The organism is Pseudomonas sp. GG8 (assembly GCF_052976945.1).
The window spans coordinates 237,815-260,392 of the sequence record NZ_JBRIIP010000001.1 but is presented as its reverse complement, the minus strand read 5'-3'; the positions used below and the strand labels follow the sequence as shown (position 1 = coordinate 260,392).

General features: G+C 57.5%; 21 protein-coding genes and 1 pseudogene. 6 read left to right on the top strand and 16 right to left on the bottom strand.

Translation table 11 applies throughout. From position 1 onward, the window contains the following. Positions 1-123: 123 nt before the first annotated feature. Together pgeF and rluD are read right to left on the bottom strand one after the other, a co-directional pair. On the bottom strand, positions 124-846 hold the full coding sequence (gene pgeF, locus ACVBEG_RS01315) for a peptidoglycan editing factor PgeF (protein WP_330201020.1): 723 nt from the start codon (positions 844-846) through the stop codon (positions 124-126). Positions 847-854: 8 nt separating this feature from the next. After that, positions 855-1,817 carry a 23S rRNA pseudouridine(1911/1915/1917) synthase RluD gene (gene rluD, locus ACVBEG_RS01310; protein ID WP_219062582.1) on the bottom strand — a complete coding sequence of 321 codons (963 nt, stop codon included), beginning with the start codon at positions 1,815-1,817 and terminating at the stop codon, positions 855-857. A gap of 149 nt (positions 1,818-1,966) precedes the next feature. Here rluD and ACVBEG_RS01305 point away from each other — a divergent pair, with 149 nt between their 5' ends. The 4 genes from ACVBEG_RS01305 (at position 1,967) to ACVBEG_RS01290 (ending at position 6,287) form a co-directional block, all read left to right on the top strand. Beyond that, complete coding sequence (locus ACVBEG_RS01305; protein WP_322181984.1) at positions 1,967-2,983, top strand: outer membrane protein assembly factor BamD; 1,017 nt, start codon at positions 1,967-1,969, stop codon at positions 2,981-2,983. Between the two features lie 118 nt (positions 2,984-3,101). After that, positions 3,102-3,362, top strand: coding sequence for a PP0621 family protein (locus tag ACVBEG_RS01300; protein WP_322182870.1), 261 nt, complete (start codon positions 3,102-3,104; stop codon positions 3,360-3,362). Then, the gene (locus tag ACVBEG_RS01295) at positions 3,352-4,941 is read left to right on the top strand and encodes a sensor histidine kinase (RefSeq protein WP_322218022.1); all 1,590 of its coding nucleotides are present in this window, start codon (positions 3,352-3,354) and stop codon (positions 4,939-4,941) included. Before ACVBEG_RS01300 ends, ACVBEG_RS01295 begins: the two co-directional genes overlap by 11 nt. 2 nt (positions 4,942-4,943) lie before the next feature. Beyond that, a complete protein-coding gene (locus tag ACVBEG_RS01290) occupies positions 4,944-6,287 on the top strand; it encodes a sigma-54-dependent transcriptional regulator (RefSeq protein ID WP_322181988.1) in 1,344 nt (447 codons plus the stop codon). 153 nt (positions 6,288-6,440) lie between these two features. Here the strand turns inward: ACVBEG_RS01290 and thiO are convergent, their stop codons facing one another. The 7 genes from thiO to ACVBEG_RS01255 are packed head-to-tail and all read right to left on the bottom strand — an operon-like array spanning position 6,441 to position 13,268. Next, on the bottom strand, positions 6,441-7,544 hold the full coding sequence (thiO, locus tag ACVBEG_RS01285) for a glycine oxidase ThiO (RefSeq protein WP_447107290.1): 1,104 nt from the start codon (positions 7,542-7,544) through the stop codon (positions 6,441-6,443). A 27-nt stretch (positions 7,545-7,571) separates the two neighbouring features. Further along, positions 7,572-7,994: a type IV pilin protein gene (locus ACVBEG_RS01280; RefSeq protein WP_322218030.1), complete on the bottom strand. Its 423-nt coding sequence runs from the start codon at positions 7,992-7,994 to the stop codon at positions 7,572-7,574. Between the two features lie 12 nt (positions 7,995-8,006). Beyond that, the gene (locus tag ACVBEG_RS01275) at positions 8,007-11,096 is read right to left on the bottom strand and encodes a pilus assembly protein (RefSeq protein ID WP_322218033.1); all 3,090 of its coding nucleotides are present in this window, start codon (positions 11,094-11,096) and stop codon (positions 8,007-8,009) included. Next, positions 11,071-11,589 carry a pilus assembly PilX family protein gene (locus tag ACVBEG_RS01270; RefSeq protein ID WP_322181997.1) on the bottom strand — a complete coding sequence of 173 codons (519 nt, stop codon included), beginning with the start codon at positions 11,587-11,589 and terminating at the stop codon, positions 11,071-11,073. Before ACVBEG_RS01270 ends, ACVBEG_RS01275 begins: the two co-directional genes overlap by 26 nt. A gap of 10 nt (positions 11,590-11,599) precedes the next feature. Continuing rightward, the gene (locus ACVBEG_RS01265) at positions 11,600-12,310 is read right to left on the bottom strand and encodes a PilW family protein (protein ID WP_322218036.1); all 711 of its coding nucleotides are present in this window, start codon (positions 12,308-12,310) and stop codon (positions 11,600-11,602) included. Further along, on the bottom strand, positions 12,307-12,801 hold the full coding sequence (pilV, locus tag ACVBEG_RS01260; protein ID WP_322182001.1) for a type IV pilus modification protein PilV: 495 nt from the start codon (positions 12,799-12,801) through the stop codon (positions 12,307-12,309). The genes ACVBEG_RS01265 and pilV overlap by 4 nt, the downstream gene beginning before the upstream one ends. After that, positions 12,801-13,268 (bottom strand): GspH/FimT family pseudopilin, encoded by a 468-nt coding sequence (locus ACVBEG_RS01255; RefSeq protein ID WP_322182003.1) that lies wholly within the window; start codon positions 13,266-13,268, stop codon positions 12,801-12,803. Before ACVBEG_RS01255 ends, pilV begins: the two co-directional genes overlap by 1 nt. A gap of 134 nt (positions 13,269-13,402) precedes the next feature. On the opposite strand from ACVBEG_RS01255, the pseudogene ACVBEG_RS01250 reads away from it, so the two are divergent. Then, positions 13,403-13,974, top strand: a pseudogene (locus ACVBEG_RS01250) (GspH/FimT family pseudopilin). Here ACVBEG_RS01250 and ispH read toward each other — a convergent pair. The 6 genes from ispH to murJ form a co-directional block, all read right to left on the bottom strand. Beyond that, positions 13,928-14,875, bottom strand: a complete 948-nt coding sequence (gene ispH, locus ACVBEG_RS01245) for a 4-hydroxy-3-methylbut-2-enyl diphosphate reductase (RefSeq protein WP_322182007.1) — start codon at positions 14,873-14,875, stop codon at positions 13,928-13,930. The pseudogene ACVBEG_RS01250 and the gene ispH overlap by 47 nt on opposite strands. Before the next feature lie 84 nt (positions 14,876-14,959). Further along, entirely contained in the window at positions 14,960-15,412 is a 453-nt protein-coding gene (locus ACVBEG_RS01240; protein WP_322182008.1) for an FKBP-type peptidyl-prolyl cis-trans isomerase, read from the bottom strand. Continuing rightward, entirely contained in the window at positions 15,405-15,923 is a 519-nt protein-coding gene (lspA, locus tag ACVBEG_RS01235; protein ID WP_322182010.1) for a signal peptidase II, read from the bottom strand. Before lspA ends, ACVBEG_RS01240 begins: the two co-directional genes overlap by 8 nt. Then, the gene (gene ileS / locus ACVBEG_RS01230; protein WP_447107289.1) at positions 15,916-18,747 is read right to left on the bottom strand and encodes an isoleucine--tRNA ligase; all 2,832 of its coding nucleotides are present in this window, start codon (positions 18,745-18,747) and stop codon (positions 15,916-15,918) included. Before ileS ends, lspA begins: the two co-directional genes overlap by 8 nt. Positions 18,748-18,782: 35 nt before the next feature. Beyond that, a complete protein-coding gene (ribF, locus tag ACVBEG_RS01225; RefSeq protein ID WP_447107288.1) occupies positions 18,783-19,709 on the bottom strand; it encodes a bifunctional riboflavin kinase/FAD synthetase in 927 nt (308 codons plus the stop codon). A gap of 132 nt (positions 19,710-19,841) precedes the next feature. Then, positions 19,842-21,380: a murein biosynthesis integral membrane protein MurJ gene (murJ, locus tag ACVBEG_RS01220; RefSeq protein WP_322182016.1), complete on the bottom strand. Its 1,539-nt coding sequence runs from the start codon at positions 21,378-21,380 to the stop codon at positions 19,842-19,844. A 249-nt stretch (positions 21,381-21,629) separates the two neighbouring features. Between murJ and rpsT the strand changes: the two genes are divergently transcribed. Continuing rightward, positions 21,630-21,908, top strand: coding sequence for a 30S ribosomal protein S20 (gene rpsT / locus ACVBEG_RS01215; protein WP_219062599.1), 279 nt, complete (start codon positions 21,630-21,632; stop codon positions 21,906-21,908). Between the two features lie 164 nt (positions 21,909-22,072). Here the strand turns inward: rpsT and ACVBEG_RS01210 are convergent, their stop codons facing one another. Then, on the bottom strand, positions 22,073-22,540 hold the full coding sequence (locus ACVBEG_RS01210; protein WP_322182018.1) for a CreA family protein: 468 nt from the start codon (positions 22,538-22,540) through the stop codon (positions 22,073-22,075). Positions 22,541-22,578: the final 38 nt, after the last annotated feature.

Here is a 22,578-nt window from a genome sequence, read left to right as displayed (position 1 = left end):
AGCGATGGACACACCTATGAAGAAAACCTGCTGGATTGCCCATTAGATGCGGTCGATTTTGCAGGATTCAAGCGCTGTTTAATTGACGTAAGTCAGCAATTATGATGAGTGAGCGTAGTCGACTCAGTCAATCCAGACCAGAGAGGCGAAACGACCGGTGCGAGCGCTCCGGCGATAGGAATAAAAGCGTGGATCATTGACCGTGCAGAAGCCGCCGCCATACACCGCCGTCACACCACATGCCGCCAGACGCAGACGCGCCAGGGCATAGATGTCGGCCATAAAGCGACCGGCATTGAGGCTTGGCACAAATGCCTGGGCAGTTTCGGGATGAGTGCTTATAAAAGCTTCACGAACTTCCGGTCCGACTTCGAATGCTTGCGGACCAATGGCCGGGCCGAGCCAGACAAGAATATCGCTCGCTGGCACCGCCAAATGATCGACCGTCGCTTCCAGTACACCAGCAGCCAACCCACGCCAACCGGCATGGGCCGCCGCGACACGACTGCCCGCACGATCACAAAACAGCGCTGGCAAGCAGTCCGCGGTCATGATGGTGCACGCGACACCTGGAGTCATCGTCCAACTGGCATCAGCTTCGACAACACAAAGAGGATCGGCTTGAGCAACGACGACACCGTGCACCTGGCGTAGCCAGGCAGGCTGGATATTCAGGCTGGATGTCAGATGCTGACGATTGGCAGCCACCGACTCAGGGCGATCATCAACGTGATCACCCAGATTGAAGCTGTCGAACGACGCCTGACTGACGCCGCCCACACGGGTGGTGACGCACGACTTGACCCCTGCCGGCGCAGGCCAGTCAGGGATCAGCCAATCCGTCACGAACGTGTTCACCCGATGAACGCCTCGCGATCCTGCTTCAGCAGCGACAACAGCCAGACAAAATCGTCTGGCAGCGGCGATTCCCACTTCATTCGCTTACCGGTCGTCGGATGATCCAGCTCCAGGAAACGCGCATGCAGCGCCTGACGCGGGAAATGTTTCAACGATTCGACCATGGTCACGCTGGCAGCAGGCGGAATACGGAAGCGACCACCGTAGGCGGGATCACCGACCAACGGGAAGTTGATGTGCGCCATGTGCACGCGAATCTGGTGAGTACGACCGGTTTCCAGCTTGACCCTTACATGGGTGTGGGAACGGAAACGCTCAAGCACCCGGTAATGACTCACCGCCTGCTTACCACCCTCCATGACCGCCATGCGCTGACGCTGCTGGCCGTGACGGCCGATCGGTGCGTCGATCTTGCCACCTGCGGTGACAACACCAATGACGATGCATTCATAGATCCGGCTGACGCTGCGATTCTGCAACTGCGTCACCAACTGGGTCTGCGCCTGGATTGTCTTGGCCACCACCATCAGACCAGTGGTGTCCTTGTCCAGACGGTGCACGATGCCAGCGCGCGGAACATTGACGATGTCCGGAAAGTGGTGCAGTAGAGCGTTAAGCAGCGTGCCATCGGCATGACCCACTGCGGGGTGAACCACCAAACCGGAAGGTTTGTTGATCACCATGATTTGATCGTCCTCGTAGACGATATCGAGCTCAATATCCTGCGCCACCCATTCACCTTGGGCTTCCTGCTCTGCGGACAGTTGCAGAACAGCGCCGCCATGAACGATGTCACGTGGGCGCAAAACGCCTCCGTCCACAGTCAGGCAGCCGTCTTTTATCCAGGCGGAAAGGCGCGAGCGCGAGTGCTCAGCGAATAATTGTGCGGCGACTTGATCGAGGCGTTGACCGCCCAATTCGGACGGCACCTCTGCGCGGAGTTCTATATTCTCGGACATGCTCAGACTAGGCTGCGGCGTAGCCTTTGGTTTCGGCTGCGCGCTTGTGGTTAAATACGGCGTCTTTTGCCCCGGGGTTTCACGGGGTGCCCATCATAACAGGACGGCCCCGCCCAAGACAGCGGGCCGTCATAGGGACGCTAGCCGCCATGCAAGTGAAACACCTGCTGCTGATCGCCATCCTCGCACTCACCGCTGCTTGTTCATCGAAAGAAGTCATCGACGAAAATCTGAGCGAAGTCGAGCTGTACCAGCAGGCGCAGGCCGACCTGGACAACAACAACTACAACAGTGCAAGCAACAAGCTTAAGGCACTGGAGTCGCGTTATCCCTTTGGACGCTATGCCGATCAGGCACAGCTGGAGCTGATCTACGCCAACTATAAAAACGGTGAGCCGGAGGCTGCGAAGTCTGCCGCTGAACGTTTTATTCGTTTGCACCCACAGCACCCCAACGTCGACTACGCCTACTACCTGAAGGGTCTGACCTCCTTCGACCAGGACGTTGGCCTGCTGGCTCGCTTCCTGCCGCTGGACATGACCAAGCGTGACCCGGGCGCTGCCCGCGACTCCTACAACGAGTTCGCCCAGCTCACCAGCCGCTACCCCAACAGCCGTTATGCGCCGGATGCCAAGCAGCGCATGATCTACCTGCGCAACCTGCTGGCTGCCTATGAGATCCACGTCGCGGACTACTACCTGACCCGTCACGCTTACGTTGCAGCCGCCAACCGTGGTCGCTACGTGGTCGAGAACTTCCAGGAAACGCCGTCCGTCGGCGATGGCTTGGCAGTGATGATCGAGTCCTATCAGCATATGCACCTGGACGAACTGGCTGCCAGCAGCCTGGAAGTCCTCAAGCTGAACTACCCGAACCATCCAAGCCTGGTCGATGGTCAGTTCGTGCCGCAGATCGCCGACGAAGACAACCGCTCATGGCTGTCGAAGGTAACCCTAGGCCTGATCAACACCAATACGCCGTTGCCGCCAGGTGAAACTCGCGCCAACCAGGACGTGCTCAAACAGTACCAAGATGCCAAGGACGCTATTCCTTCGGAACTGCTGCCTGCCAATCAGGACGAGGTCGACGAGCAGAATCATCAAGCGGAAGGCAACAGCAAAGACCGCTCGTGGTTCAGCTACATGACGTTGGGTATTTTCGACTGATTCAGTCGTATTGAAAAAAGAGACCTTCGGGTCTCTTTTTTTATTGGGCATTTCTCCACTGTGCGCCCGACAGCTCCTTGGCTACACTGCCGAATCTTCAATCAGAAAGCTGGTAGACATGGGTATCTTCGTACGCTTAATTTTATTGATCGCCTTAATCGCGGCGGCGATGCACTTCTTCAAACGAATAGGTAAACACCCTGCGCCCTCCAAACAGGCAGAATCGCCTGAAATCGCAGCCGAGCCCATGGTCCGCTGCGCCCACTGCGGCGTCCATTTGCCCCGTGACCGTGCGTTGAGCCTGGAATCGAACGCGGGGAAACAGTGGTACTGCAGCCAGACACACCTGGAACAAGGCCCAGGCTCTCGTGACCGCTGAGACACTCTCACTGAGCGGCAATCAGGCCCAGCGTATCCTGCGGCTTTATCACCTTTATCGTTTGGTCATCGGCATCACGCTGGTCCTGATGATCTCCAGCAATCTGGATGATGACCTGCTGGAGCTGGCCAACCCGATCCTGTTCAGGACAGGTTGCTGGCTGTATCTGGTTTTCAATATCCTGGTCGTCGTGCTGCTGGACAGACCGAACAATGCTGTACAGACATTCAGCTTGGCGCTGGCCGATGTCGTGATGCTTTCGGCGTTGTTTTACGCAGGCGGTGGCGCACCCAGCGGCATCGGCAACCTGCTGATTGCATCGGTCGCCATCAGCAACATATTGCTGCGAGGGCGCACTGGGTTGTTGATTGCCGCGGTTGCAGCCATCGGCATCATTTACCTGACCTTCTATCTCAGCTTCAATCGACCGTCGGCGTACAACCACTATCTCCAGGCTGGCTCGCTGGGCGCCATGTGCTTTGCCGCCGCGTTATTGGTACAGGCATTGACCCATCGCCTGCACCTTAGCGAGTCGCTGGCAAAAGAACGCGCGGCAGATGTCGACAACCTCGAAGAACTCAACGCGTTGATCCTGCAACGCATGCGCACCGGCATTCTGGTGCTCGACGCCCAACGCAAGGTGCTGCTGGCCAATCACGGCGCCCTGACCCTGCTGGGCCAGGAACACCTGATCGGCAAAACCATCGACGACTATTGCCCACCGCTGGTCGACCGGCTGCAGCAATGGCAGATCAACCCGATGTTGCGTCCGCAGAGTGTGGCGACGTCCCTCGGCCCGGTGCTGCAACCAAGCTTCATCGCCCTCAATCGCGACGAACGGCGTCACACCCTGATCTTTCTCGAGGACCTGTCGCAGATATCCCAACAGGCCCAGCAACTCAAGCTCGCCGCATTAGGCCGCCTGACCGCCGGTATCGCCCACGAAATTCGTAATCCACTGGGTGCCATCAGCCATGCCGCCCAACTGCTCAAAGAATCAGAGGACCTGACGGCGCCTGACCTGCGCCTGGGTCAGATCATCCACGATCAATCCCGGCGGATGAATCTGGTGATTGAAAACGTCCTGCAACTGTCTCGCCGACGCCAGGCCGAACCGCAGCGGCTCGATGTCAGGCACTGGCTGGAGCCGTTTCTCAGCGATTTTCGCAGTGCCGCCACGACCAACCAGCAGTTGCATGTCGACATTGGCATTGGGACCCTGACGACGCGCATGGACCCCGAGCAACTGACGCAGGTGCTGACCAACTTGCTGCAGAACGCATTACGGTATAGCGCCAAGGTCAATGAACAGGCGCAGGTCTGGCTAAAACTGTGTCACGATCCGATCAGCGACTTGCCGATCCTGGAAGTGCTCGATGACGGCCCCGGCGTGGCCAGCGAGCATCTGACAAAGATTTTCGAACCCTTCTTCACCACGGAAAACAAAGGCACCGGGCTGGGCCTTTATATTTCCCGCGAGCTGTGCGAAAGCAATCAAGCACATCTGGATTACAGTCCCCGGGAAGGTGGCGGGAGCTGTTTCCGCATCACCTTCGCCCATCCGCTCAAACTGAGTTGAACATGAGCACACGGCAAAAAATCCTGATCGTCGACGATGAACCGGATATCCGCGAACTTCTGGAGATCACGCTGGGGCGGATGAAGCTCGACACCCGCAGCGCGCGCAACGTCAAAGAAGCGCGTGACTGGCTGCTGCGCGAGCCTTTCGACCTGTGCCTGACGGACATGCGCATGCCCGATGGCAATGGCCTGGAGCTGGTGCAGCACATCCAGCAACGTCACCCGCAGGTGCCAGTGGCGATGATTACAGCGTATGGCAGCCTCGACACCGCTATCAATGCACTAAAAGCCGGGGCCTTCGACTTTTTGACTAAACCGGTGGACCTCACCCTCCTCCGCGAACTGGTGACCAGCGCCCTGCGCCTGCACCCACCGACCACAACTGACAGCAGCAGCATCGACAGCCGCTTGCTGGGCAACTCGCCGCCCATGCGTGCACTGCGCAACCAGATCAGCAAACTGGCCCGCAGTCAGGCTCCGATCTACATCAGTGGCGAATCGGGCAGCGGCAAAGAGCTAGTGGCACGCTTGATTCACGAGCAAGGTCCGCGCATCAGCCAACCCTTTATTCCGGTCAACTGCGGCGCCATTCCTTCTGAACTCATGGAAAGCGAGTTCTTCGGCCATCGTAAAGGTAGCTTCAGCGGTGCGGTCGAGGACAAGCCCGGATTGTTTCAGGCTGCCAACGGCGGGACGCTGTTCCTTGATGAAGTCGCAGACCTGCCGTTGGCCATGCAGGTCAAGTTACTGCGCGTGATCCAGGAAAAAGCCGTGCGCTGCGTGGGTGGACAGCAAGAGTTGGTGGTGGACGTGCGCATTCTCTGCGCGACCCACAAAGACCTGAGCGCCGAAGTCGCTGCCGGGCGTTTCCGCCAGGATTTGTATTACCGCCTGAACGTCATCGAACTGCGCGTACCGTCCTTGCGCGAGCGCCGGGAAGACATCGGCCAACTCGCCGATAACGTCCTCCGACGCCTGTCCGACGGCTCGGGACAGCCTGAGGCGAAGCTCAACGCACACGCGCTGGATACCCTGAAAAACTATCGATTCCCAGGCAATGTGCGCGAGCTTGAAAACATACTCGAACGCGCCTACACCCTGTGCGACAACGACCAGATCGACGCCAGCGACCTGCGCCTGGCCGACTCACCCAGCGCCCACGACCCCGACGGCCCCAACCTGGCCGAGATCGACAACCTGGAAGACTACCTGGAAAGCGTCGAACGCAAACTCATCCTCCAGGCCCTGGAAGAAACCCGCTGGAACCGCACCGCCGCCGCCCAACGCCTGAACCTGACGTTTCGGTCCATGCGCTATCGGCTGAAAAAGTTGGGGCTGGATTGACGGATACCACGCGATCACGGCGCAAACTGGGTCCCTGTAGGGGCTGCCGAAGGCTGCGATTGGCCGCCAAACGGCAGCGCCCCTAATTAACATAAAGGTCGTTCCGACCTTATCGCAGCCTTCGGCAGCGCCTACATGAGGCAGCCAAGCATCTCAGCCCACCAATCTTCCATCCGGCGCATACGGCGCGGCATCGATAATCGGCTTGCGCTCGGACAACAGGTCCGCCAGCAGTTGGCAAGACGCTGGCGCCAGCACCAGGCCGTTGCGGAAATGCCCGCAGTTCAGCCACAACCCGTCAAAGCCAGGCACAGGCCCGATATAGGGGATGCCTTCAGGCGAGCCAGGCCGCAGCCCGGCCCAATGCCCCACAACCTCGGCGTCCGCCAGCGCAGGGATCAGCTCAACGGCCGAGGCCTTCAGGCTCTCCAATGCGCTGTCCGTGGTGGTTTTGTCGAAGCCCTCATATTCCAGCGTGCTGCCGACCAGTATGTGCCCGTCACGTCGCGGAATCGCGTAGCGACCCTTGGCAAGGATCATCCGCGGCAGGAAGTCCGAGGCGCACTTGTACAGGATCATCTGGCCCTTGACCGGCTCGACCGGCAGCTCCAGGCCAAGGGTCTTCAGCAGTTCACCACTCCAGGCACCCGCCGCCAGCACCACGCGATCCCCGAGCACATCACCGGCCGCCGTGCGGACGCCAAGCACCTTGTCGCCCTCGCGGATAAAGCCACTGACTTCACACTGCTCATGAAGCGTGACGTTGGGCAGCGCCAGCAACGCCGCTTTCAGCGATTTCACCAAGCGGGGGTTACGCACATTGGCGACGTTAGCCATGTAGATAGCGCGAGAATATCCCTTGCCCAGCACCGGCACCGCAGCGTAAGCCGCCGAAATATCCACCGCACTCAACGGCCGGTTCTCCCGAACCGCCCACTCCAGCGCTTCTTTTTCATCATCCAGATCGAGCCAATACAGACCGGTCGTGTGCACCTCGGGATCGATGTCCGTGGCCGCAAACAAACGCTCGGCCAATTGCGGATAAAAATCCTGCGACCAATGCGCCAATGCGGTCACCGCCGGGCTATAGCGCCAAGGGTAAAGCGGCGAAACAATACCGCCACCGGCCCAAGACGATTCCTGACCGACATCGGCACGATCAAGCAAAACAACGCTTTCCACCTCGGCTGCCAGAGTAAACGCGGTCAACAGACCGATCACCCCACCGCCGACGATTACTACTTGCTGCTTGGACATCTTGGACTCGATGTAAAAAGGAAAAGGTTAACGGCTCCAGCACAGCAGGGTCGTAGCCCCACTCGTCAGGTTAAGATTGCTGCGCGCACCGGTATTGTTGATAACAAAACTGCCACATTTGTCGCCGTTCATCATCGCAGCTGCGACCGGGGCAGCGGTCAGCGTGAAATCTTGTGCGTTGCGGACAGCGGCAACAGTGTAATAAGTGTTTCCTGCGGAGATCACGAGGGCTGCTGCAGGCGGACCGGTGACATCGGAATATTGCCCATTACGCGAATAAAATCGCTCAAGATTCTGTGCCTGTTCGGAGAGCAATCCGGCGATTTCTGAGCGATGGGTTTTCTTCACGTACTCCGTGTAGCTGGGGTAGGCGATAGCCGCCAGAATGCCGACTATCGCCACGACGATCATGAGTTCTATCAGGGTGAAGCCCTTACTCTGCCTTCGCATAAAGCCTCTTGATTACTGAATTTGTCGCCACATGACGCGCCGATTGAAAACACCGCCAAGCTCCGTCTGTGGCGTTGGAAGCATCAGGTTTTGAGTGCCCGATGAGTTGCTGACAGCTCCCGACAGGTTAGGCACCCCCCCACTGAACATGATGCCACTGGTAATCGAGTCACTGCTATCAACCACTCGATCACCCGTGGTATCCAGCACAGCATAATTGAGCATGGCGCCACTGACTGCGTCGATATCCACGAATCGCCCTGAACCTGAGCTTGAACAGGGGTCCGCTGTATCGATGATCGCAGTGGTGAAGAACAACCTGCCAAAGCTTAATTGAGCCTGATAGAGCACCCGCTCACCGGCCAAAACACCACTCACCACCAACGGTAGGTAGAACCCTTTCTGGGTTGTGTAGTCCACCGGGGTCTGGCTGGTGGTGAAGTACTGACTGCCCGTCACTGTGGCCCCTGTAAACGACTGAGCTTGAAGTTGGCTTTCGCCATAGCGGGCACTGGCACCATCGTTGTCCAAGACCGCGTAGAAAGCCTGGCGAGCCGTGCTGGTTTTATCGGCGACCTCACTGAGTTTCCCAGTCCCGAAATACACAAGGTACCCAAGAGAAGGCAGGTTACCAATCACCGGCTGGGCCGTAATCGGTTGACTCGTACCTCCCGGCGCGATGAACAACGGCGTGTTGGAGAACGAGATCCCGCTGGCTGGCGCACTACTGGTAAAGTCGAACTTCCACATCTGGCCTTTCAAGTCACCACCATAAGCGTACTGCACTACGCTCTGGGCGTTGACCCGCAACTTCACCGAGCTCAGGCCATTACCGCCAGTGCTATCGACAATGATTTTCCTGATCAGCGAACCGTCGCGGATATCCACCACATATAACGCCGCTACGCCGGTACTACTGCCATAACCGTTACCAATGAACGCCGCCCAGCGTCCGTCTGCTAGCTGCGCAACTTCAGGCTTGGCATAGGCATAACCCAAGTCATTAAAATCATTGGCTGTATTGGCGATATCGGGAGCACGAATCTCCCACAATGCGCTGATCGAGTTGCCAGCAGTGCCATCGTATAGTTGAATCGCATAGAACGCCTTGCCGCCAGCCCCTACGCCGCCTATAGCGAGGGTTTTCCAGGCGGTACCGAGCTGAGCATCGACAATAGATATCTGGCCGTCGGCGAGGAACTTGTGGGTCACACCATTGATGTAGGCGGGGTCTGCGACATAATGCAAATTGTTCAGCACGCTCGACGGCATATAGGCGTAACGTCGAGTGCCGTTGCTGGGGTCGATCACATTGACCAAACCGTCGTTGGCATTGACCACCAGACTCGGGCTCATGCCTACAACTTTCTTATCCAGGAAAGCCGAATAACTGGTATCACCGGTGCTGTCCGAGGCGGTGGCGTCGCTCGGAGACGCATACATAAGCCGTGAGTTGATAATATCGCCCAACAGCACCGTACGCACTTTGAAGCCACTCTTGTTAGTGCCCTTGCTCCACTCGATCAAGTCGCTGCCGTTAGTCCCCGTCGGTAAATTGAGGGTGGCTTGCTGGGCAATAGAGAAGTTGCTGTAGGCCAAGGTAATTGCGGCATTGGAGGTGGTATTCCACGACTGATAGGTCGGACTGATGCCTGGGACAATCGTCGTGTCGGTCGTCCAGCTAGGCGTTGTACTGACCGAACCATCGGTGTTGAAGTTGAATGCCTTGATCGTGCCACGCCAATCAGCGGAGTCATAAACCGACGTGTAGGTCTGGGAGGTGCTGGACAAGTTCGACGAACTGACTGCCCCGCCGCCACCCGAGCCCGCCTTGGAGGTGATGTCGTTCAACGCTGAAGAAAGCGCCGCGTTCAAACCTGCGCTGTCAGTGGCTTGATAGTAAGTGCCATGTCCATAACGCGCCGCATCAGACAGCATTTGGTTTGCTGCCGTAAAACCTACCGTGTAGGTAGACAGGTTCTGCGTGGGGTAATCCACCGAATCCCAGCTCTTCCCGGCAGCATCATTGCCGGTGGAGCGCAGGTCAATGTCATACGCGAACTTGGCAATGTCATCCAGGTACAGCGTGTCACCTTCATTATCGCCACTCAGATTAGCGCCGTCATTCGCACTATTACCGTCCCAGTTGGGCAGCCTGCTTCCGCCCAACGGATCGTTGGTTGGAAACGTGCGGTCATAGGTCGGTAGGCCATCGGTGATTACCACTCCGTAGTTTTTCTGGCAGCGATATTGAATGGGGCTGGTATAGGTACTCGGTGTCGAATTGTAATAGGGCGTCATGCCACGGAAGTAACGAGTGATCTCGTAGTAGGTTTCGGCCAATGGCGTGTTGGCGATAGCACCCAAGCCTTTGATCGCGGAGATCAGTGCATTGTAGTTGGTATCTGCCTGGGTTTGAGTGACAGAGCCGGTGACCACCGACAAGTCACTGATTGACCGGGAGATATTACCGCCTGGGCCCGAATCACTATAGTTGGGTGGATTGAAGGTAGCCAGACCAATACGCAAGTTGCGGTTGCTGGTGACGAGCGCAGAGGACACGTTACGTGCAACGTTGATCCGGTAGTCATTGGGGATCGAACCGTCTGTGTAGTCTTTCGTCAAGGTGGTCATCAACCCAATCAGATAGGCAATGTACCGTGTTGAAATACGAGTGTTACCACTGCCCACTGGGTCCGGCAGCTTGAGGCAGTACACGCTGGCGCTACCGCTAATCGATAGTTTAAATCCGTCATAACCCGTCGTGCAGGTACCCTGATTCAAGGTACTGAGGAATTGGTTTTCACTGGTCATGTCCAGCGCGACGAGGCTGCTGCAGTTGCTGTTCGAACTGCAGTTATAGACTTGTGTTTGAGTCGCAGTCTGATCAAAGCCTGTCGCCCGAATCAGGTTATTCATACTTCCTGAGTTATCCACTAACAGAATCACGTTTGGCGCCACTGCCCCCGCGCTCAGCAGCGGCGAGTCCGAGGGGCTGAACGCATAGGCGGGAGTGGCCAGGAACAGACCTAAAAACACGCCAGTAAGAAAATAACCGAATCGCGACCGAGACACGTTAAGCCCCACTTCTTTTCTTGACATAAATACTCTCAAGTACGGTCCGCGAATTGCCTTGAATGCCCACGCCGGTTAGCCGGAAAAAGGTCCAATGAGTATTAACGTCCAAGCCCCCCGTGTAGATGTTGGCTGGCGCTCCTACCGTCGTCCCCACTGATTGTATTGAGTAAAAGCCATGGCCCGTCGCCACCCAGGTCACCCCTGAAACGCTGCTTGCTCCCGCTGCCACAACAGTATTCGAGTCCGAGGGTGGTACACACAAGGGGGGGACGCATACGGCTTTGGCGTAAGTACTGACTTGCACCAGCGTTTCGGCCATGCGCAAGGCAGACTCGGCGAACTGGAATGATTCGTTGCGCAGCTTCACGCTCCCGGACATTTTTTCTTGCAGGGTGGCATTCTGCATTGACGAGATACCAATCAGGGTCAATAGCAGCAAAAACACCAAACTGACCACCAGCGCCATGCCCTGCTCCCCCCCATTGAGTCGGACAGGGATGCGATCAAAATTTTTCATATTGAACCCCTTACCTGAGCCTGTTACGCAAGGCAGCCACTACGTTGAACGTCTGATTCCTGACCTTGTTGGTCGGGTCGGTCAGTGTCATGGTCAGTCGCACACTGCGGATCAATGCGGGATTGCTCGGGTTGGTGGAGTAACTGGTCGCCACTGTGTCCGATGCCGAATTGGCGATACCGAAAGAAACGCTGAAGGCACTGACATTGTTCACCAGTGCCGATTGATTACTGGTCGGACCGAGAAATATCTGGTTGTTCTTGTAGGTGTAAACCAGCTTCCTGATTGGTATTGCTATCTGGCCACTAACCGGAGCTTTAACGCCAGTGTAGGCGGTGGAAGAGGTCAGGCAATCCGAGACAATGCTCCAGGTTGGAGCGCCGCCATTTGAGCCAACGTCAGCCGTGACCAAAGTCAAAATCTGATTGGCATTGTCCCAGCTGATCGGGGTCAAGGATGCAGCTGCAAAATCATTGGCGGTACTTGAGTCCTTTATCGTCGACGACGACAAACAGCCGAACATGCCTACCATACGAATTTCCTGGAGCATTTTGCTGAAGACGAAACGCGCATCCTCCTGCATGCCGGCTGAGACAGTCTGATTTACAAAAGTGGTTTTGGTCGACAGGAATATTTGCGTGATACCCAGCACAACGATCAACCCGAGAGTCAGGGCCACCATAATTTCAATCAGGCCAAAGCCCTTGGACAGTTTCTTCATAACCCGCTCCACACGGTCGAGGCAGCACTGACCAAGGTGAATGTTTGCAGGGTACCGACAACATTGGCCGCCCGTGAGTCATTCCAAGTGATGGTGATGGTGACTACACCGGCCGCTACGGAAATAGACCCGTCCGCCCCAGTGCCAGCGAAGTTTTTCACATTGGTAGCAAAGTCGAACCAGTCCTGGTTTCGTATTGCGCCACTGGTGAACGACGTCGGGGCCGAGGCCAGAGACGCTAGCGCATAGTCCGCTGCGGGATTCGAACAGGGGTTTTGCAGAGCGTTCGAACATGGATTGGCACGAATCCGATCCATCATGTCGTATGCAATGAAACTCGCCTGACTGCTCATCGTCGAACTGTCGGTATATTTCAAAGAATTGAGTTGCAGTGCCGCGGCTCCGAGCAGTCCGATAGCCAGAATTAGCACCGAGACCAGCACTTCAATCAGGCCGATCCCGGTCTGGGTGCGCCTATTCCCATAAACCATTAACAACTTCCGCCCAAAACGATTCGTCCATTCAAGCAAACATTCACTGTTTTGCTGATCGTACCTAACAAGTAGGCAATTGCCAGATTAGCCCCTGGCGCAGCCTGACCACCCAAGTTATTGAAGTCGATAACGGCAGGGCTGTTAGGGACAGTCAGCGTCGCGCCGCTAGTCATGGCCGGCACGATACGCAAGGCTTTGGTGGTGTCCGAAACGAGGAAGACACTCAACTCGGTATTCCATGCAGAGCCTGAGACACTCGGCGTGATGCGAGTACTTACCCCACGATTGATCGCCTCCAGCCGCGCATAGTTGAGTGCGCGCTGCAAGTCGCTGACCTCGGTATCGGCCTTTGAACTCTGGATCGAACTCTGAAAGCTCGGCACAGCAATCGCCGCCAGTATCCCGATGAGCGACACAGTGACTAACAATTCAATCAGGCTAAAGCCCTTGGAGCGGTGGCGCATTAGGTGTCTCCTTGAGGACCTGACTATAAGGCAGCACTGCGACGCGAAAATCTACAGCTAGATGTAAGGTTATTTAACAGGGATGAATGCCCGGATGACGCTCGACACCCCATTTCCAGGAAGGAAGCCACCACATGAAGCAAGCAGGTTTTAGCCTCGTCCAACTACTGACAGGCATCACGCTGATCGCGATTGTCGCCCAGTTTGCCGTTCCGGGGTTTGTTCAGTTGATTGAAGCCCAGCGTCGTGATGACGCAGCCCGGCAGTTGGCCAGCGGAATGCGTTCAGCGCGCACCGAAGCGATCATGCGCAATCAAGTGGTGTTGATCCACGCGATAGACGATGACTGGAGTCTGGGCTGGAGGATTATTGTCGACCACAACGGTGCCGGCGCGGGAGACGACAGTAACCCGGTGCTGGTGGAGCGGGCGAGCAGTGGAAAAATCCCGATTGTCGGCAATGCCCCGGTGAAGCGTTTCGTGCGGTTCAACGGCTTGGGGGCACCGCTGCATGCCAGTGGCGGCTTTTTGGCCGGGACGCTTCATGTTTGCGACGCGAAACAATCCACCAGTGACTACCAGGTGGTGCTATCGAAAACCGGGCGGGTCAGTCTCAGAAACAACAAAACCGAAAACAAGCTTTGCCGCCCGGTATAAGCCTCAAAGCAACGACTTCACCCGCAGTTCCTTGGGCATTGAGAACGTGACGTTCTCTTCGCGGCCAACCAGCTCATCAGCGCCGGTTGCACCCCAGGCGTGTAGCTGCTGAATCACGCCGCGCACCAGCACTTCCGGGGCCGAGGCGCCAGCGGTGATGCCGATCCGCGCTACCCCGTCAAACCAGCTGCGTTGCAGGTCTTCCGCGCCGTCGATCAGGTAGGCCGGAGTGGACATGCGTTCCGCCAGCTCGCGCAGGCGGTTGGAGTTGGAGCTGTTCGGGCTACCGACCACTAACACCACGTCGCATTCATCGGCCAGTTGCTTGACCGCGTCCTGGCGGTTTTGCGTGGCGTAGCAGATGTCGTCCTTGCGTGGACCGCCAATGCTCGGGAAGCGCGTGCGCAGGGCATCAATGACGCGACTGGTGTCGTCCATGGACAGCGTCGTCTGGGTCACGAACGCCAGGCTTTCCGGGTTGCGCACCTGCAGGTTGACGACGTCTTCTTCGTCTTCGACCAGGTAGATCATCCCGCCATTGCTGACGTCGTATTGGCCCATGGTGCCTTCGACTTCAGGGTGTCCGGCATGGCCGATCAGAATGCACTCGCGACCGTCACGGCTGTAGCGTGCAACTTCGATGTGCACTTTGGTCACCAGCGGGCACGTGGCGTCGAACACTTTCAAGCCACGACCAGAGGCCTCGGTGCGCACGGCCTGGGACACGCCGTGGGCGCTGAAAATCACGATGACGTCGTCCGGCACCTGATCCAGCTCTTCGACGAAGATCGCGCCACGTGCGCGCAGGTCTTCGACGACGAATTTGTTGTGAACCACTTCATGGCGCACGTAAATCGGCGGGCCAAACACTTCAAGGGCGCGATTGACGATTTCGATCGCACGGTCAACACCCGCGCAGAAGCCGCGTGGGTTGGCGAGTTTGATTTGCATGCGGTGCCTCGTGTCTACGCGCAGGAAAACAGGACGTCCAACCCCGCCCGACCGAAGCCATGCACGGGGTTGGGCTCTAGAAGATCAGAGCGCTTTGACCTCGAAGATTTCCACTTCGAAACTCAGCGTCTTGCCAGCCAACGGGTGATTGAAGTCGATGGTCACTTGAGCATCGTCGAACGCTTTGACCACGCCCGGCAGCTCAGTATTGGCCGCGTCGTTGAAGATCACCAGCAGGCCTTCGGACAGCTCCATGTTCTGGAACTGCGAACGCGGGATGATCTGCACGTTTTGCGGATTAGGCTGACCGAAAGCGTTTTCCGGCAACACTTCGACGGTGCGTTTGTCACCCGCCTTGAAGCCGAACAATGCTATTTCAAAACCCGGCAACAGGTTACCGTCGCCGACCTTGAAGGTCGCAGGAGCCTTGTCGAAGGTACTGTCGACGGTGTCGCCGTTCTCCAGGCGCAGGGCGAAATGCAAGGTGACTTCCGTGTTCTGGCCGATGCGTTGCTCAACCAATAACTGCTCAGTCATGAACGGGTTCTCCGGACTTTTTACTTTTGAACATATCCAGCGCCAACATGACCGCGCCGACGGTAATCGCGCTATCGGCAATGTTGAACGCCGGGAAATACCAGCGATTCTGCCAATGCACCAGAATGAAATCGATCACATGCCCCAACACAATGCGGTCATAGAGGTTGCCAAGTGCGCCCCCCAATACCAGCGCCAGCGCCACGGCCAACCAGGTTTCACTTGAACCCAGGCGTTTGAGCCAGACCACCAGCACCGAACTGACCACTACCGCGATCAACGCGAACAACCAACGCTGCCAGCCGGAGCTGTCAGCGAGGAAGCTGAACGCAGCGCCAGTGTTGTAGGCCAGGGTCCAGCTGAAGTAATCAGGGATCACGACTATTTGCTGATACAAGGTCAGCCCATGCTCGAAATAGAACTTGCTGGCCTGGTCAATGACCAGTACCAGCACGCTCAACCAGAGCCAGCTCAGACGGCCGATACGGCTCGCCGTGCCCGCATTAGGCATAGTGACGCACCTCGCCCTTGCCGCTGATATTGTCTACACAACGACCGCAGATTTCCGGATGCTCTGGATCGACACCCACGTCTTCGCGGTGGTGCCAGCAACGGGCGCACTTCGCGTGCCCGGACTTGACCACTTTGAGCTTCAGACCGCTGACTTCGGTGACTACGGCATCGGCCGGAGCATCGAGCAGAGGGGCGACAGTGGCCGTGGAGGTGATCAGCACGAAGCGCAATTCATTGCTCAGCTTAGACAGGTCGGCGACCAGCGAGTCTTCAGCGTACAAGATGACTTCAGCCTGCAGGTTGCCACCAATCGCTTTGGCTGCACGCAGGTTTTCCATCTCTTTGTTGACCGCGACTTTGACCGCCATGATCCGCTCCCAGTAGGCGCGGTCCAGCTCGAAACCTTCTGGCAACTCGCTGAGGCCTTCGTACCAAGTGTTGAGCATCACAGACTCGTTGCGCTCGCCCGGCAGGTACTGCCACAGCTCGTCGGCGGTGAAGGCCAGGATCGGAGCGATCCAGCGCACCAGCGCTTCAGAGATGTGGAACAGCGCGGTCTGGCAAGAGCGACGCGCAGTGCTGTCGGCCGCCGTGGTGTATTGACGATCCTTGATGATGTCCAGGTAGAAACCGCCCAGCTCCTGCACGCAGAAATTGTGCACCTTGGAGTAGACGTTCCAGAACCGGTATTCGCCGTAATGCTCTTGCAGCTCGCGTTGCAGCAGCGCGGCACGGTCAACCGCCCAACGATCCAGCGCCAGCATTTCTTCGGCCGGCAGGATGTCGGTGGCCGGGTTGAAGCCGGTCAGGTTGGAAAGCAGGAAGCGCGCAGTGTTACGGATACGCCGGTAGGCGTCCGCGCTGCGTTGCAGGATCTGGTCGGAAACCGCCATTTCGCCCGAGTAGTCGGTGGCTGACACCCATAGACGCATGATATCGGCGCCCAGGGAGTCGTTGACCTTCTGCGGCGCGACGACGTTATTCAGCGACTTGGACATCTTGCGACCGTTCTCGTCGACGACGAAACCGTGGGTCAACAATTCGCGGTACGGCGCGTGGTTGTCGATGGCGCAACCGGTCAACAGCGACGAGTGGAACCAGCCACGGTGTTGATCCGAACCTTCCAGGTACAGGTCAGCGCGCGGACCGGTTTCGTGGCCCATCGGATGCGAGCCACGCAGGACGTGCCAGTGCGTGGTGCCGGAGTCGAACCAGACGTCCAGGGTGTCGGAGATCTTGTCGTACTTCGACGCTTCGTCACCGAGCAGCTCGGACGCGTCCATTTTGAACCAGGCTTCAATGCCTTCCTGTTCGACGCGCTGGGCAACTTCTTCCATCAGCTCGACGGTACGCGGGTGCAGCTCGCCGCTTTCCTTGTTCAGGAAGAACGGGATCGGCACGCCCCAGTTACGTTGACGCGAGATACACCAGTCCGGGCGGTTGGCGATCATCGAATGCAGACGCGCCTGACCCCAGGCCGGGATGAACGCGGTCTCTTCAATGGCTTTGACGGCACGCTCACGCAAGGTAGCGCCCGTGACCGGCGGCTTGTCCATGCCCACGAACCACTGCGCCGTCGCGCGGTAGATCAGCGGCGTCTTGTGGCGCCAGCAGTGCATGTAGCTGTGAGAGATGGTTTCGGTATGCAGCAAGCTGCCGACTTCCGCCAGCTTGTCGACGATGTTCTGGTTGGCCTTGAAGATAAACTGGCCACCAAAAAACTCCAGCGAGTCGACATACACACCGTTGCTCTGCACCGGGCTGATGATGTCGTCGTTGGTCATGCCGTAACTTTTGCTGATCACAAAGTCGTCGACGCCATAAGCGGGCGAGCAGTGAACCACACCGGTACCGGCGCTCAGCTCGACGTAGTCAGCCAGGTACACCGGCGACAGGCGATCATAGAACGGGTGACGGAAGTTGATCAGCTCCAGCGCCTGGCCTTGAGCAGTGGCGATCACTGAACCTTGCAGGTTGTAGCGTGCAAGGCAGGACTCAACCAGCTCTTCGGCCAGCACCAGCAGTTTGTCGCCGACATCGACCAGCGCGTAGGTGAACTCCGGGTGGACGTTCAGCGCCTGGTTGGCCGGGATGGTCCACGGCGTAGTGGTCCAGATCACGACGGAGGTCGGTTTGCTCAGCGCAGTCAGGCCAAAAGCCGCCGCCAGCTTCGCTTCATCAGCAATCGGGAATGCGACGTCGATGGTCGCGGATTTCTTGTCGGCGTATTCGACTTCAGCTTCAGCCAGTGCCGAGCCACAGTCAAAACACCAGTTGACCGGTTTCAAGCCCTTGAACACGAAACCGCCCTTGACCATTTCAGCCAACGCACGGATTTCTCCAGCTTCGTTGGCAAAATCCATGGTGCGGTAAGGGTTGCTCCAGTCGCCCAACACGCCAAGCCGGATGAATTCGGCTTTTTGCCCTTCAATCTGCTCGGCAGCATAGGCACGGCACAGCTCACGCGTCTTGTCCGCAGGCAAGTTCTTGCCATGGGTGACTTCGACTTTGTGCTCGATTGGCAGACCGTGACAGTCCCAACCCGGAACATAAGGCGCGTCGAAACCCGAAAGGGTTTTCGAGCGGATGATCATGTCCTTGAGAATCTTGTTGACGGCGTGACCGATGTGAATATTGCCGTTGGCATAGGGAGGACCGTCGTGCAGAACGAACTTTGGACGATCCTTGCCAATTTCGCGCAGCTTCTGGTACAGGCCAATGCTGTCCCAGCGCTGCAGAGTTTGCGGCTCGCGCTGGGGCAGGCCGGCCTTCATTGGGAAGGCGGTGTCCGGAAGGTTTAGCGTGGCTTTATAGTCGGTCATTTAAGGCTCTTAATTAGCGATTAGCGCTACTTATGTTACTGGCGCCAATGGGCACGGGCGGCGGCGACATCCGCATTGATCGCCGTCTTCAGCGCCTCCAGAGAGGCGAAACGCTGCTCATCACGCAGCTTTTGGTGGAAAGCCACCGTCAAACGCCGGCCATAGAGATCACCGGTAAAATCCAGAATATGTATTTCCAGGTGGGCACTGCCATCACCTGACACGGTCGGACGTACGCCAATATTGGCGACACCCGGCCATGTTCTGCCATCAATTTCCGTACTGACCAGATAAACCCCGGTCAACGGCACACGACGACGCTTGAGCTGTACGTTGGCCGTGGGCGTGCCCAACTGCCGAGCCAGTTTCTGGCCGTGCAAGACCCGCCCGGCAATCTGAAACGGGCGCCCCAGCAAACGTTCGGCCTGGACGAAATCCGCCGCAGCCAAGGCATCACGAACCTTGGTGCTGCTGACCCGAACCCCGTCTATTTCAACAGTCTGCGCCGCTTCTACGGTGAACCCTTGGGCCGCGCCCGCTTGCTGCAGAAAATCGAAATCGCCGAGCCGATCACACCCGAAACGGAAGTCGTCGCCGACTTCCAGATGCTGTACGCCCAGGCCGCCGACCAGAATCGTATCGACGAACTCGGCGGCACTGAGTTTCCTCAGGCGCTGATTGAACGCCAGGCATAACACCAGGTCGACACCCTCACCTGCCAACAACTCGAGTTTGTCACGCAAACGTGTCAGGCGCGCTGGCGCAGTGTCGGGGGCAAAAAATTCACGCGGTTGCGGTTCAAAAATCACCACGCAGCTGGGCACGCCCAACTCGACCGCTCGCTCACGCAAGCGCGCCAGAATAGCCTGGTGGCCACGGTGAACACCGTCAAAGTTGCCAATAGTGGCGACACAGCCCCGATGCTGGGGGCGCAGATTGTGGAGGCCTCGAACCAGCTGCATAACACGCTTCTTGCTCATAAAGTGGCCGATTATAACCACACACAGCCCTGGACGACAGGCAACAGTCCGAGGCAAAACGCAAGCAGTCGGCCTTCAGCCCGAAAAACCGACGATTGCCCCTCCTCTCACCCCCTACATAATCGCCTTGCGAGCGAAGTCCTTCAGGCGAAAACCTAGCAACAGCAACGCACCGAAATAGACCGCGACACCCGCCGTCACCAACGCCCCCAGACGAATAAGGCGCTCAAGCATGTGCCCTTCGTCCCACGCTGGCATGACGTGCATCAGGCCGAGCAACACGCCGGACATCAACAACACCGCGACGACCAGCTTGAATAGAAATTTCGTCCAGCCTGGCTGCGGCTGAAACAGCGCCTGCTTGCGCAACTGCCAAAACAGCAGCCCGGCATTGATGCAGGCGCCCACGCTGATCGCCAGTGCCAGCCCGGCGTGCTGCAGCGGGCCAATGAACGCGAGGTTGAGCAGTTGAGTGACGATAAGCGTGAAGATCGCGATTTTCACCGGGGTGCGAATATTTTGTTGCGCATAAAACCCCGGCGCCAGGACCTTGATCACAATGATGCCCAGCAGCCCCACCGAATAGGCGATCAAGGCACGCTGAGTCATGACGGCGTCCAGCGCATCGAATTTGCCGTACTGAAACAGCGAAACCGTGAGCGGCTCGGCCAGAATCCCCAGCGCCAGGGTGCACGGCAAGACCAGCACGAAGCACAGGCGCAGGCCCCAATCGAGTATCCGCGAATACTCTTGACGGTCTTTGCTGGCGTAGGTTTTCGACAGGACCGGCAGCAGGATGGTACCCAGCGCCACGCCGAGGACGCCGGAAGGCAACTCCATCAGGCGGTCGGCGTAATACATCCAGGACACAGAGCCGGCAACCAGAAACGAGGCAAAAATCGTGTTGATGATCAGGGATATCTGACTGACGGAAACACCCAGAATCGCTGGCAACATCTGCTTCATAACGCGCCAGACACCGCTGTCGCGCAGGTTCAGACGCGGCAGGACCAACATGCCGATTTTTTTCAGGTGTGGCAGCTGATACAGCAATTGCAGAAGCCCGCCGGCCAGCACTGCCCACCCCAACACCATGACCGGCGGATCGAAATACGGCGTCAGGAACAGCGCAAACCCGATCATAGCGACGTTAAGCAGGGTTGGAACGAAGGCCGGTACTGCAAAGCGGTTCCATGTATTGAGGATCGCTCCCGCGAGCGATGACAGGGAAATGAGCAATATATAAGGAAAGGTCACTCGCAACAGGTCAGTGGTGAGCGCGAATTTTTCCGGCGTATCGGCGAAGCCGGGGGCGGTTACCCAGATCACCCAAGGTGCCGCGACGATCCCCAGCAGCGTAACCAGCGCCAGCACCAGGGTCAGCAAGCCACTGACGTAGGCAACCAGCGTGCGCGCCGCCTCCTCGCCTCGCTGGCTTTTATATTCGGCCAGAATCGGCACGAAGGCTTGAGAGAAAGCGCCTTCGGCGAAGATCCGGCGCAACAGGTTGGGCAGCTTGAAGGCGATAAAAAAGGCATCCGTCGCCATTCCAGCACCGAAAGCACGCGCAATAATCGTGTCCCGCACAAAGCCCAATACGCGGGAAAGCATCGTAATAGAGCTGACGGCGGCTAATGATCGAAGTAGGTTCATTGAAAGAGTTGTGCGCCTTGGCTAAAGGACGGGCCCTTAAGCTGCCCGTTTATGCGATACTCCGCGCCGCAGCAGCACAGAGCCAAAGTCCGCGAGTTTACAGGTCGTACGCTGGAAATAAATAACCCGGCGATATACCAGGACCACTCAGCGGAGCGCATCATCTGCCCTTGACAAGACATCAACTCGTCGGCATGATTCGCGGCCTTATTTGTTTGCTATTTCACAAGTCTTTCGAGGAGCTCGACGGTGGCCAACACACCTTCCGCCAAAAAACGTGCAAAACAGGCTGAGAAGCGTCGCAGCCACAACGCCAGCATGCGTTCCATGGTTCGTACCTACATCAAGAATGTAGTTAAAGCCATTGACGCAAAAGACGCTGAAAAAGCGCAAGCTGCTTATGTTCTGGCTGTGCCAATCATCGACCGTATGGCCGATAAAGGCATCATCCACAAGAACAAAGCTGCTCGTCATAAGAGTCGCCTGAACGGCCACGTCAAGGCTCTGAACCTTGCTGTAGCTGCGTAAGCGATAAGCTTGTTAAAAAACCGACCCCAGGGTCGGTTTTTTATTGTCTGCGATTTGATCAGCACACCGAACATTTGCAGGCGTGACCGGAACGCGCAGACTAGCCTTCGCAGACAAAACTACACGCCTCGATCCCTCTTACAGGACGAACGCCAGGCGCACCCTCAAGGCGCGCTGTGTGTCCACGGCAAAATCGGAATGGCTGTCACCGCGTTCTGCGGGCTGCCTTCGATGATTCGGTCGCTATAGACCAAATACACCAGCGTATTGCGCTTTTTGTCGAAGAAGCGAACGACCTGCATGGTTTTGAAAACCAGCGAGGTGCGCTCTTTGAAAACCTCTTCGCCATCCCTCAACGGTTCCTGGAAGCGAATCGCCCCCACCTGCCGGCACGCAATGGAGGCTTCGGCGCGATCTTCTGCCAGACCCAGACCACCTTTCAACCCACCGGTCTTGGCGCGGGACAGGTAGCACGTCACACCTTCGACTTTCGGATCGTCGAATGCCTCGACCACGATTCGATCATTGGGCCCGACAAACTTGAACACCGTCGACACCTGACCGATCTCTTCGGCCGAAGCCATCAAGGGCAACGCCAACAGCACGCCCAACACACCTTTTAAAACTCGCATCACACCTTCCTGCTTCTTAATAGGGGCCGGATCGCAAC